The following is a 12,938-nucleotide window of genomic DNA, read 5'->3' as shown; positions in this document are numbered from 1 at the left end:
TCTTTATCTGCGTGTAAACTGTCTTAAAAACGGAACCGCCTCATTTAAAGTTTTAATTACATAATCTATATCTTCTTTTGTAATGAACTCATCCATGCTGAATCTTATATTTGAGTCCTGCCTTTCCTTCTCTGTTCCTATAGCCTGAATAACCGAACTTAAGCCGGGCTTATTTGAAGAACATGCAGAACCGGATGATACATATATCCCCTTTTCTTCAAGTGCATGCAAGAGGACTTCGGCCCTTATTCCGTCAAATGTTGCCGAAATGATATTCGGTAAAAAGTACTTTTCCCTATCCTGTTCAGTGTCTTCGTATCCGTTAATTGAAACATTCTCAATTGACTTTAATCCTTTAATAAAATATTCTCTGAGTTCGTATATGTCATTCATATGCTTTGGAACCGGAATTACGGACGTATTGTCTTTAAATGCATTTTCTATTGCAACGGACATTCCGTATATTAAAAATACGGGTTCTGTTCCGGATCTCATTCCGGACTGCTGCCCGCCTCCGTATAATAAAGGAGGTATGTTAATTCCGTTTTTCTTATATAGGAAACCTATTCCTTTAGGTCCGTGCAGTTTATGTGCGCTTACTGAGAGAAGGTCTATATTTGCGGCTTTTATATCTATGGGAATTTTACCGAATGCCTGAACTGCATCCGTATGAAATATTATGTCTTTATTGAAATCCTTAATGATATTTCCTATTGTCTCTATATCCTGAACGGTACCTATTTCATTATTGGCAATCATTACGGATACCAATGTTGTTTCATCATCAAGTGCATCTTTTAATGCATCAATATCGACTCTGCCCTTTGAATCAACCGGAAGAAATGTCACTTTGAAGCCTCTCTTCTCAAGTTCGATAAACGCTTCTTTTACCGACGGATGCTCTATCTGAGTTGTAATAATATGTTTTCCGAACCTTTCTCTTTTAAGTGCCGCCCCGAAAACAGCCGTATTGTTGCTTTCCGTGGCACACGAAGTATATATAATCTCATTCGGATTGCACTTTAAAATCTTAGAAATGGTTTTTGTGGCATCCTTTATATATTTTTCGGCATTTACACCCAGAATATGTTTTGATGAAGGATTGCCGAATCCTTTTTCAAGCACTTCCCTCATCGCATCGTTTACTTCGGGCAGAGTCTTCGTTGTGGCTGCATTATCTAAATATATTTCCATGGTTTCCTCATTCTTCATATAGATATGTAAGTATTGACAGGAGCATAAGTCCTGCCGTTTCCGTTCTCAAAATACGCCTTCCGAGAGATATAATGTGCGCTCCGTTTTCGATTGCAAAGTCTATCTCATCATCGTCAAATCCGCCTTCGGGTCCTATGAATATGCTCACACTTTTCTTATCTATTCCCGATAATACTTCTCTCGTATATTCAACTCCCCTTGCGGATTCGTATGGAAGCAGTATAAAGCTGTCCTGTGCCGCCTTTATTGCTTCATTAAATGTCATTATGTTTGTTATTTCAGGAAGCACACTCCTTTTACTCTGTTCGGCTGCATTTTTAATGATGGTATCCCAACGTTTTATCTTATGTTCGCTTTTTTTCTCATCCAGCTTAACAATACTTCTTTTCATCGCAACGGGAACTATACGGGATGCGCCGAGTTCCACGGCTTTCTGAACTATAAGATCCATCTTGTCGGCTTTCGGCAGTCCCTGATAGAGTGTAATTTCGATGGGTAATTCTGAATTTCTTGAATGTTTTTGTATTATTTCACATATAAATTCACTGCCTGTCTGTTCTTTTATAATGCATTCATAATCCACGTTGTCTCCGGTGGTTACGGTTACATTGTCCCCTACTTTCAGCCTGTATACATTTTTTGCGTGATTAAATGTCGATCCGTCTATTACGGCCTCCGTACCGTTGACTTTTTCATGTTCAAGAAAAAAACTTCTCATATTTTACATAATCCTTATTGCAACTATTGCCCGCCATTCGCCTTCTTCTCTTATTTCCGTAATTTTAAAATGTCCGTTTGCATTTATTGCATCCGATACTTCGGTAGCCTTATATTCCAGAATACCGGAATATATGATATATCCGCCGATTTTTACGTTTTTATGAATGTTTTCGGATAGCGGAACAAGTACTTCCGGCAGAATATTCGCATACACCAAATCGTTGTCATTTCCGCACAGTGCGATAAATTCTTTATCCTCGATTATATTGCCGTTATAAAAAACACAATCCCTGTCTTCAAGACGGTTTACTTTAACATTCTCCTCAGAGGCGACTATCGCATCATCGTCAAGATCTACGCCCTTTACGGTTTCCGCGCCGTAAAGAAGTGATACAATTGACAAAATTCCGCTTCCGCATCCGATATCAAGAATCTTCATGCCGGGCTTTATAAGTTCCTGTATTATACTAATGACAAGACTTGTGGTCTCATGAGAACCCGTTCCGAACGCCGTTCCCGGGTCCATATTTAAAATTTTATATTTTTGAAGTGATTCATCATCAGACATATGCAAATGTTTTTTTATGTCATCTTCATTTTCCCATGTCGGCTTTATAATAAGATCGTTTATCATAAATGAATGCCAATATTTTTTCCAGTTATTTATCCAGTCCAAATCCTCTGTTTCGGATGTTGTAATAACGGCATCGCCTATATCCGTATATGTTTTTAATTCTTCAAGTTTTTTTGAAACCTGTTCTAAAAGTTCTCTTTTATTTTCATCATCTTCTGACAGATAAAATGAAATTACGGCGGAGTCTCCGAGTTCGCTTTTATAATTTTCAGGCTGTATGTCAACAACATATCCGCCAAGAACCTCCCTTTCGGGCAGCCTGTTATCGGTTACTTCAACCGATGTAATTCCCAAATCGGCAAGTTCAGCCGTTATTATGTCCGATGCATGATTTTTTGTCTTAATATCGTAACGAATCCACTTCATATTCATATCCTTAAACCGCAAAATACAGCCCGATCGTATAATCCGGCTGTATGATGCTCTATTATTTTATACTTGCAAGAAATGCCTTATAACATAAGTATGCTTCATATACATCAACTTTACTGATTATTTCTTCAGGAGCATGCATATTTAATACAGGCACACCGCAGTCAATGACTTTCATTCCGTAGTTGGCCATGATAAACGCAATGGTTCCGCCGCCGCCCACATCAACTTTACCGAGCTCCGCAAGCTGATATGAGATTTCTCTGTCATCGAGAACTTCTCTTAATTCCGCAATAAATTCTGCAGGAGCTTCACTTGATCCGCTCTTGCCTCTTGAACCCGTGAACTTGTTGAATACAACGCCCTTGCCCACAAATGCAGTGTTTTTCTTTTCAAAGTAGCTTGGATAGTTAGGGTCAAATGAGCTTGATACGTCACTTGAAAGCATCTTTGAATTTGCAAGTGTTCTTCTTACCTTTAATTCTGAATATTCACCCATTGCATTCAGAACCTCGGCAACAGTGTTCTCAAAGAATTTTGACTCCATACCGGTTGCTCCGACGCTTCCTATTTCTTCTTTATCAACAAGAATGCAAACGCCTGTCTTTTTAAGCTCTCCTGATTCAACCTGAGCAATCAGTGAAGGATATGCACATACTCTGTCATCGTGACCGTATCCTATTATCATGCTTGAGTCAAATCCGAGATCCTTTGCTTCTCCCGCAGGTACGATTTCAAGTTCCGCAGACTGAAAATCTTCTTCTTCAAATCCGTACTTTTCGGATAATATATGTAAAATATTTTTCTTTACAAGGTCAGTCTTCTCTTTTTCGCCTTCTATTTCAAACGGAATGTTTCCTACAAGAAGATCCATAGCTTCCGCGTCAATAACCTTTGCCGCCGTTTTACTCATCTGTTCTGCCGCAAGGTGAACGAGAAGGTCCGTAATACAGAATACGGGCTCTCCCGCCTTGTCACCTATACTTATTTCAATATTTTTACCACCCTTTAAAGCAACCATGCCGTGAAGAGACATTGATCTTGCCACCCACTGGTACTTCTTTATTCCGCCGTAATAATGCGTGTCAAGAAGCGCTAAGTCAGAATCCTCATAGAGCGGGTTCTGCTTTACGTCAACTCTCGGAGAATCAATATGAGCTCCGAGTATGTTCATGCCGTTTTCAATAGGCTCTGTACCGATGTTAAAGAGTACACACGCTCTGTCTAAGTTTACGGCATATACTTTATCTCCCGCCTTAAGAGTATCTCCTGATTTAATTACATCCTTGAGATCTCTGTAGCCGTGTGCCTTGGCAATCTCTGTTGCCGTCCTTGTACATTCTCTTTCCGTCTTGTTGTCAGAGATAAACTGTCTGTATTTTTCGGCAAAATCGAAAATTTCTTTTTTTGCTTTTTGGTCATATTTATACCATGCGCTCTTTCTTTCCATAATGCACCTCCTAATATATGGTAAATATTCGAATTATAAAATACTACGAATATATAAGTCCGTTTTTAATCTATAATTCTAATACTATTGGTTAGCATATGCAATCTGTTTGTAAGTGCCGAACAATTAACATTTTCTAAAATTTGATTACACTTTGCGAATCACAGACTCACATTGTCTCCGAATGATATTTCGTCATCGTTTTCACTCTTTTCGATATCAACATTTATTCTCTCGATTAAATCATCCGAAATATTCGGCAGATCGTTTAAGTTGTTCATTTCAAATGCAATCAGAAATTTATCTGTTGTACCGAATAATATTGGATGCCCCGGTGTATCCAGTCTGCCCTTTTCTTCTATCAGTTCATAATCGATAAGCCTATTAAGATTGCTTCCGCATCCCACTCCTCTTATTTCTTCTATTTCCGACCTGGTAACCGGCTGTTTATATGCAATAACAGAAAGGATTTCCAGTAATGCGTCCGTGAATTTAAATCTGTCGGGAGTATTGATTATTCTTGCGATAGAATCGGCGTATTCCGATTTTGTCGTAAGAAGATATGTATCGTTAATGTGCTGTATTAACAGTCCCCTGTCGCTGTCTTCATATTTCTTTTCCAGCTCAGACATTATTTCATAAACTTCTCTTGTGTCCGTATCAAGAGCAATGCTTAATTCTCTTGCGTTAACAGCTCTTCCCAGGGCAAACAAAACCGCCTCTGCCCTACCGATTAAGATATCTTTTTTTGATGAATCTGTTTTCAATGTATTTCCTTTATTAATCGTCTTCCAATTCCTCAACGGCTCCGAAGTCTTCCGGAATACTGTTTACCGTTATATCAATATCTCCGAACTGCTCATTTTGTTCTACGTCCACGGCACCGTTTTTCATCATTTCCAAAAGAATAAGAAAAGTAACTATTTCCGCCATTTTTGTGTTTTTTTCGGGTAACAGCTCTTTGAAATTTAATCTGTTATTAACAGCCATTAATTTCCTTATTTCTTCCAATCTTTCACTGACATTTACCGGTTCCGATATTATCCTGCCGCTGAATTGACTTCTAACTCTGTCTTTTTTATATAAATTTCTTTTTATTATATCTATATAACGGTCATATAATGTGAAATTGTTCAGTCCCTTTTCTCTTGCGATTTTAATTACATTTGCCTTTTCTGCGTAAACGGAAATATTGTCAGGCAAGGAGGATTCTCTGTAAAAATGTATGGATCCGTTGTTATATTTTGTCCTAAGCTCTTCGGAAAGCAGCTTGAATTTCTTATATTCTATGAGCTTTTTTCTTAATTCTTCTTCGGATTCATCTTCACTTTCCGCCTTTTCTTCCTTTGGCAGAAGAAGTTTTGATTTAATCTTAAGCAATGTTGATGCCATAACAAGAAATTCACTTGCAATATCCATGTTGAAAACAGCCATTTCCCGAATATGTTCCAAAAACTGATCTGTAACCGCGGATATTGAAACATCATATATATTCAACTTACTTTTTTCTATCAGATGAAGCAAAAGATCCAAAGGTCCTTCGAATACTTCCAATTTTACATTTATTGACATTTTATTATTTCAACTTTTACATTTTGAGAAAATATTGTATAATACACATAAGTTCCTGGGGTGTTCGATAATGTGCAATATTTGATCCGACGCTTTTTAAACGGGATTCTTAATCGGTATGTTGATGTCAAGTCTCGCTTGTACCTGATAGGCAGATATATACCTGCGGAAACCCACCTGGCTTTTTTGCCGGGTCTTAACTGCACATAACGGCACTTCGGGCTTTTTTATTTTTCTTTTTTGCCGATATCATTTTCATTTTTATCGGCTGCTTCAACATATGATTCCGTGTTATATTCACTGTCATCGGAATATTTATTGTCGTTATTCTTTTGCTTACCGTATTTTTTATCAACCTTTTTTGCCCGATATTTCATTCTTAATCCGTCAAATATCGGCCACTCATGTACTATCATCCATTTAGGAAGAACAATCCATCCCTTTTCAATATATGAATTAAATTCGGCTCCGATAAAAATAATCATTATTCCGAAATACAGCCAGAAAAGCGCCATAATAAAATTGGACAAACTCCCATATACAAGGTTAATCTGACTTGATGAATTTACAATCATGTAATAGATGTTTGTAAATATAAGCCAACCTACCGCCGCAACTATTGCTCCCGGAAGTTCTTTAAAAAAAGTACTTTTTCTGTTGGGAACATGCATATACATAATCGTAAATACAGTTATAAAGCCGATTGGCAATACTATAGGTTTGCTTATCTCTATTGACTGTATAATGGTTGCCCAGTTTGGAGCAAATGATTCAATGGATTCCGCCATTGAATTACCATATACAAAAATCCCCATGACCATAAGTAAAAACAACAGGAAATACATTGTATATTTTGTGGAACGAAGGCGCCTTTTTATCCATGACACCTTCTTTTCCACTCCGTATATTCTGTCCATTAGCTGCATAATTGCCATAAAGACACTTCCCGCCGAATAAATGGCGGTCAGTGAGTATATGGACGTAAAAATAACTTTTTGTCCCTGTGACTGTTCTATAAATACACCGGAAACCAAATTTGCCACATCTGAAGGCAGGATATATTCCAATGCATTGTTAATAAAATCCGAAGCATTAATCGGAAAAAATCCAATAATCGTAACTATCAAAAGTATCATCGGAACCGTACATGTCAAAATGTAAAAACATACTACTGCAGAATAATACATGCAATTATCATCGAAGAATTTTTTAAACATGTTTTTTATTCTTGGGCCGTATTTCGACATTTCACATACCTCAATATGACAATAACAATTATTTATTGATCATTCTTTTCATAATTTATACCGTCTATTTTATATCCTGAATTTTTTACGGTATCCAATATTTCATCAACCGACAAATTTAAATATTTGGCAAGTTCTTCCGGAGTAGGTTCCAAGGCATACTCTTCCTTATAATTTGCTGCTCCGTCATTTACATAATTAACTTTTTTTAATATTGTATCAGCGGCCTTTTTGGTTGACTCGTCTTCATGCGCAAGAGCCCTCAAAGCTTTTTGTGAGAGTTCTCTTGTTTCGTTTACTATTTCGTCGACCATATTTAATATTTCATTGGTACCGAATTTCGAAATATTTGCTTCTCTGCTCTCATTTATAAATTCTCTTCCGAGTATGTATGACGCTGCTGCGACATTACATTCCTGAACATAATCCATCAGATATTCACTGTCAGCGAAATCGCTTACCATATCAATAATATTGGAGAGAACATAGTCGAATAATTCCTTTGTTGCATCCTCATCTTTATCAATTACGGATTGCATAAGCACATCGCTCATATCCTCTCGTTTTATATCGCTTATTCTCTTTATTTCATTTATGTAATTGTATATCTCATCTTCATCTTCGGCATTTCCGCCCTCGGAATCGGACTTATCGACATAAATATTGAACTCCGGCACATATCCTTCTATGACAACGCCTTTGGAAATAAGATAATTATATATGTTTTTAAGGTTATCTTCCGTAGGTGTAAAATCATCGAAGACTTCAGCTATCTGCTCCTTTGTTAAGGTATTGTTATTACTTGCCGATAACAGCAGACATTCATCAATTATCTGTAAAAAATCATTTTCGTTCATTAATCGTCACCTGATATCAATTTGATAAAACCGCTGCCGTATTCATTATTAGGACGTTTGATATAACCGTGTTTTTCATAAAATTGTTCTGCATGCAGTGTGCTCATAAGCTCCAGCATCATTGTAACTCCCGGCTGAGTAATGCTCTTCACGTACCCTTCCAACTGTTCCAAAATGCCTTTTCCGATATTCCTGAATCTGTATTCCGGATGTACCATTACATCCTGTATATAGCATATTACGACTCCGTCCCCGACGAGCCTTCCGAATCCCACCGTTTTTCCTTCTTCATCAAATGCACTTACACTGCATATTGAATTCTTCATGATTTGATCTGCCAGCTCTGTCGTAAGAGGAGGTTTATTAACCAAACTTCTTAATGCAATATAATCATCCAAATTTACAGAATTAAACTCATAGCTTATGCTCATTAACTTATCTGCCCCCTTTAGAAAAGGGGATATATTTTATCAATAATCCCCTTCAAAATCCCTTTTATATTTTATTTCTTCGGTTATATATTAATCATTCCACGGTAACAACTTTAGCAAGATTACGCGGTTTATCAACATCAAATCCTTTGTCGCTTGATACAAAATAAGCGAGAATCTGAAGAGCAACGGAAGCCGGAAATGTCATAAAGTCGTCATCCGCATCAGGCAACGGAATAACATTGAATTCCTCCTTAAGCACGGGAACGAAACTCTTTTTCGCAAATATCATTATTCCCGCGCCTCTTGATTTAACTTCCCTTACATTTGAAAGTTCTTTAAGAAGAAGTTTTTCCTGAGTCATAACAGCAACAACGGGAGTTTTATCCGTAATAAGCGCAATCGGACCGTGTTTAAGCTCTCCTGCCGCATAACTCTCTGAATGAATGTATGATACCTCTTTCAGTTTAAGAGAACCCTCTCGCAACACCGAATAATCCAGTCCTCTTCCGATCATAAACAAATCGTCGGCGTCAAGTATAAGTCTTGCCGCCTTATGTATATCTACCTTACTGTCCAAAACTCCCGAGATAAGTTCCGGAACTTTAACAAGGTTTCCAACAAAATACTTAACTTCCGACTCAGACCAAATATTCTTAACCGCGGCAATTTTTGCAATCAATAAATAAAGTACCGCCAGCTGAGTCGTGTATGCCTTTGTGGAAGCCACGGCAATTTCCGGACCGGCATATGTATATAATACATAATCCGATTCATATGCTATTGCCGAGCCCTGTACATTTATTATACTCAGTGATACGGCTCCGTTAGATTTTGCGTATTTTAATGCTTCAAGAGTATCTATCGTTTCTCCGGACTGAGAAATGGCAATAACAAGAGTACCGTCTGTTATTATCGGATTTGAATATATAAATTCAGACGCCATCCATACATCTACCGGTATTCTGAGTTTTTCAATTGCAAGAGATTGAAATACCAGTCCGGCATGCATTGCCGTTCCGCACGCCACTATGCAAATTCTGTCAAATTTATCAAAAAAGTCGTCTTCTATACCGTCAGCCGTGAAGTCGGGAATCCCGTCAACAATCCTGTTCTTAATGCAATTTTCTATTACATGCGGCTGTTCCATTATTTCTTTTTCCATATAGAAAGGATATCCGCCCTTATCGGATGCGTTTTTATCCCAATCCATGGTCAAATATTCCGGAGTTATTTCGTTACCCTCTTTATCCTCCACCATAAGACTGTCTTTTGTAAGTACCAAAAGGTCATATTCAGGCAATACGAAGTATCGATTGGTATATGAACAGAGAGCGCTTACATCAGACGCCAACATACATCCGCCCTCGAAGTGTGTGGCGACAATAGGCGATACATTTCTTATGGAATATATCTTTCCCGGTTTGTCCTTAAACATTATTACGAACGCAAATGTTCCCTTCAGCTTATCAACGGTCTTATAAATAGCCGATTTAGGATTGTTTTCCACCTGATAATACATGTTCAGAAGGGCTGCAACCACTTCCGTGTCGGTCTGTGATTTCAACCCTTCGTTAAGATGAAACTCTTCTATAAGTTCTTTGTAATTCTCAATAATGCCGTTGTGAACCAATACAACGTCACCAACCATATGAGGATGTGCATTACTGTCGGAAACATTGCCGTGTGTTGCCCATCTTGTATGCCCTATACCGCAAATCGAATCAAATATCGATTGCTCCTCAGGTGTATTCATTCCGTTGCATTTATCAATCAAATCACTCACTCTGCCCGCACATTTTATAACGGACATTCTTTCACTGTGAGACAGTGCAATACCTGCACTGTCATATCCTCTATATTCAAGGAGAGCCAAAGCGTCAAGAAGTATATCCTTAGCTTTTCTGTCTCCGACATATCCTATAATTCCACACATACTAATCTCCATTATAACAACTATGTGTCATTCAGTTATAATTATTAATTATATAACCGTTAAAACATCGGGAACATCCATTCCCGCCTCATAATTTTAACTTGTACCATAATATATAATTTTACAAATAAAAGCAAATTGTAATAGTTTAATTTATTTATTTTTTAAACCGCATTACTTAAATATGTTCATAATGTTACAAATGTTTGTTTGACTTTTGTTTTTTCATAAAATATATTTAAAATGATAATTTAATAAGAAGGAGATTTTATGGCTGACAGAAGAAAGCGCAGATCCTACAGATCTCGCAAATATAAGAAGAACAGGCAAAAAACGGGTCGGATCATTTCACTTATACTGAGTTTTGCCGCCGTGATTATTATTCTGCTTATCAGCAACGGAGTCATACGATTTAATTCCGGTACATATGTGGGAAGTTCCCATACGGAAAATGCCGAACCTCTGTCATTTTCATCTGTGGATGACGTATCCGCGGTTAATTATAACGGTGCGTCTTATGCATATATTAATAACAATACGCCGGTATTTACTGATAAAGAAAAGAGCAAAGGCAGCTTTGAAACATACGGAAATCTTGATTCTTTGGGACGATGTACATACGCATTTGCAAATGTATATACTGATCTTCTCCCTAAGGGAGAGCGTGAAAGTATAGCTTCCGTTAAGCCTACCGGCTGGCATCAAAACAAATATGATTTTGTGGATCAGGGGTCTCTGTATAACAGATGCCATTTAATCGCATATTCTCTCACGGGAGAAAACGCAAATGAAAAGAATCTCGTAACCGGTACAAGATATATGAATACGGATGGCATGGGCAGTTTTGAAAAAGAAGTTCTTGACGCCGTCCGCGAGAAAAAGCTTCATGTACTATATAGGGTTACACCTGTTTTTAAAGGCAACAACCTGCTCTGTGACGGAGTTCATATGGAGGCATATTCCGTGGAGGATAAAGGCAAAACCGTAAGTTTTAATGTATTCGTATACAATGTCCAACCCGGCGTTGCAATAGATTATGCAAGCGGTAATAACAAAGCGGCATGATATACATCGAATTGCTCATATACCCATATATACAAAAAGCCCTCAGGTCTGTAAGGCACATATCATCAAGCAATATTGAGATATGACCGTCCGGACTCTGAGGACTTTTTTGTTATACGAATATAATATTTTAAAATTAAATAATTTTGCTTATGCCCGCGAAAAAATTTTCAGTGATATTTTCAATAATATTGTCAAATATATTTTTATACCGCATATTATTTAAATATTTCAGGATGTTCGTCCATATATTCATACATTGCTTCAGTCTGATGACCGAATGAGAAATGACCTACTACTATGTTTTCGGAAACCATCATCGGATGTCCCGTATTTACACAAAAAGCATTTATCTGCTCCTCGTCTATTCCCAATCTGTGGTTAAGCGGAATAACCTTGAAACCTCCCATTTTTCTCCATAACATTCTCTCAAACATTATGGCTCCGATTGAAAATCTCGTAGCACAGGCCGACTCTGTTAAAGGATCTATACCGAACTTGTTGTTCATATCATCCACATGAGGAATTACGCCGTCGTCTCCCCACAAAAACTTAGCCATTTCGGGATCTTCAAATACTCTTAATTCATGATACATAGGATGAGAACCGAATCTCTTCTCATATTGTGACACTGCATCAAGTTTTTTTACTATTCTTACCATTCCGAATCCGTTAAGAGGTATTAAAGGTGCAATAAAACCGGGATTATATTCCACGGGTTCGACATTCGGATTCTCAAGCACACCGTCATCTCTTATAAATCCCAATTTTTTAAAAGCATCCTTCTTTGTTTTTACGCCGTATTTGCAATGTGCATATGCCGTAAACATTTTATCGAAATAATCTTTCGTAATAAAGATATCCTCATCCAGCTTGAAGATATATTTTGCCTTTGGATGATTCATAATGGCTATATTTTGAACAAGTGAAACATCATTTTCCTTTGTCCATAAATAAGACCATTTATATCCCTTACAAATATCATCCAATTCCGCTACATATTTGCCGCTTGAAACTATTACGATATCTACTTTATCGTGCTCAAACATTTTAAGTCTTTTCAATGTATGAGGGAATAATTTTTCTTTACAGCCGGCAAGTACCATACACATGGCTTTTTTCCCGTTTGATCTGTCTATAAATGTGCTGTGTGCTTTAAATCTGAAATATTTTACAAGATTGTCTTTCCCTTTTCTTCCGCAATCAAGAATTTTATTCTTTATATCAGCCATTACACCCTCCGCCTTATCTTTAATTCTTATATAAGTTGGCACTATTCTAACACAATATAATTGCTATGAGCAACAATTTAATTGCATAAACGCATCCGAACCGACCTTCATTCCGTTACGGTGCTGATGTCAGGATGATTTTTATAATATAAAACCCTAATTATGTATTATTACCATATTTATTACACTGATTTTCAGGAAAAAATC

12 protein-coding genes and 1 other RNA gene are annotated in these 12,938 nt (G+C 37.3%); 2 read left to right on the top strand and 11 right to left on the bottom strand.

Annotation, left to right across the window (positions count from 1 at the left end):
- Window positions 1–3 precede the first annotated feature (3 nt).
- The 6 genes from ACYQ1N_RS02950 to ACYQ1N_RS02925 form a co-directional block, all read right to left on the bottom strand.
- Entirely contained in the window at window positions 4–1,194 is a 1,191-nt protein-coding gene (locus ACYQ1N_RS02950; protein ID WP_459832556.1) for a cysteine desulfurase family protein, read from the bottom strand.
- Between the two features lie 7 nt (window positions 1,195–1,201).
- Window positions 1,202–1,933, bottom strand: a complete 732-nt coding sequence (locus ACYQ1N_RS02945) for a 16S rRNA (uracil(1498)-N(3))-methyltransferase (protein WP_459832553.1) — start codon at window positions 1,931–1,933, stop codon at window positions 1,202–1,204.
- Window positions 1,934–1,936: 3 nt separating this feature from the next.
- Entirely contained in the window at window positions 1,937–2,935 is a 999-nt protein-coding gene (locus ACYQ1N_RS02940) for a 50S ribosomal protein L11 methyltransferase (protein WP_459832550.1), read from the bottom strand.
- A gap of 61 nt (window positions 2,936–2,996) precedes the next feature.
- The gene (locus ACYQ1N_RS02935) at window positions 2,997–4,391 is read right to left on the bottom strand and encodes an aminopeptidase (protein WP_459832548.1); all 1,395 of its coding nucleotides are present in this window, start codon (window positions 4,389–4,391) and stop codon (window positions 2,997–2,999) included.
- 161 nt (window positions 4,392–4,552) lie between these two features.
- Window positions 4,553–5,158 (bottom strand): SMC-Scp complex subunit ScpB, encoded by a 606-nt coding sequence (gene scpB / locus ACYQ1N_RS02930; protein WP_459832545.1) that lies wholly within the window; start codon window positions 5,156–5,158, stop codon window positions 4,553–4,555.
- Window positions 5,159–5,171: 13 nt separating this feature from the next.
- A complete protein-coding gene (locus ACYQ1N_RS02925) occupies window positions 5,172–5,963 on the bottom strand; it encodes a segregation and condensation protein A (protein WP_459832543.1) in 792 nt (263 codons plus the stop codon).
- A 49-nt stretch (window positions 5,964–6,012) separates the two neighbouring features.
- Between ACYQ1N_RS02925 and ssrS the strand changes: the two genes are divergently transcribed.
- A non-coding RNA gene (gene ssrS, locus ACYQ1N_RS02920) (6S RNA) lies at window positions 6,013–6,191 on the top strand.
- Here the strand turns inward: ssrS and ACYQ1N_RS02915 are convergent.
- The 4 genes from ACYQ1N_RS02915 to glmS all read right to left on the bottom strand — a co-directional run bounded on the left by ACYQ1N_RS02915 (window position 6,191) and on the right by glmS (window position 10,434).
- Window positions 6,191–7,210 (bottom strand): YihY/virulence factor BrkB family protein, encoded by a 1,020-nt coding sequence (locus ACYQ1N_RS02915; protein WP_459832540.1) that lies wholly within the window; start codon window positions 7,208–7,210, stop codon window positions 6,191–6,193. The two genes, ssrS and ACYQ1N_RS02915, sit on opposite strands and share 1 nt — an antisense overlap.
- Before the next feature lie 32 nt (window positions 7,211–7,242).
- Window positions 7,243–8,067, bottom strand: a complete 825-nt coding sequence (locus tag ACYQ1N_RS02910) for a hypothetical protein (protein WP_459832538.1) — start codon at window positions 8,065–8,067, stop codon at window positions 7,243–7,245.
- The gene (locus ACYQ1N_RS02905) at window positions 8,067–8,498 is read right to left on the bottom strand and encodes a GNAT family N-acetyltransferase (RefSeq protein WP_459832535.1); all 432 of its coding nucleotides are present in this window, start codon (window positions 8,496–8,498) and stop codon (window positions 8,067–8,069) included. The genes ACYQ1N_RS02910 and ACYQ1N_RS02905 overlap by 1 nt, the downstream gene beginning before the upstream one ends.
- Before the next feature lie 94 nt (window positions 8,499–8,592).
- Window positions 8,593–10,434: a glutamine--fructose-6-phosphate transaminase (isomerizing) gene (gene glmS / locus ACYQ1N_RS02900; protein ID WP_459832533.1), complete on the bottom strand. Its 1,842-nt coding sequence runs from the start codon at window positions 10,432–10,434 to the stop codon at window positions 8,593–8,595.
- Between the two features lie 270 nt (window positions 10,435–10,704).
- On the opposite strand from glmS, the gene ACYQ1N_RS02895 reads away from it, so the two are divergent.
- The gene (locus ACYQ1N_RS02895) at window positions 10,705–11,499 is read left to right on the top strand and encodes a DNA/RNA non-specific endonuclease (RefSeq protein WP_459832531.1); all 795 of its coding nucleotides are present in this window, start codon (window positions 10,705–10,707) and stop codon (window positions 11,497–11,499) included.
- A gap of 218 nt (window positions 11,500–11,717) precedes the next feature.
- Here ACYQ1N_RS02895 and ACYQ1N_RS02890 read toward each other — a convergent pair whose 3' ends face one another.
- Window positions 11,718–12,731 (bottom strand): hypothetical protein, encoded by a 1,014-nt coding sequence (locus ACYQ1N_RS02890; protein WP_459832529.1) that lies wholly within the window; start codon window positions 12,729–12,731, stop codon window positions 11,718–11,720.
- Between the last annotated feature and the right edge of the window lie 207 nt (window positions 12,732–12,938).

It is taken from the genome of Howardella ureilytica (assembly GCF_054657495.1).
Note: the sequence above shows the minus strand (reverse complement) of the source record. Positions and strands in the feature narration are given on the sequence as shown.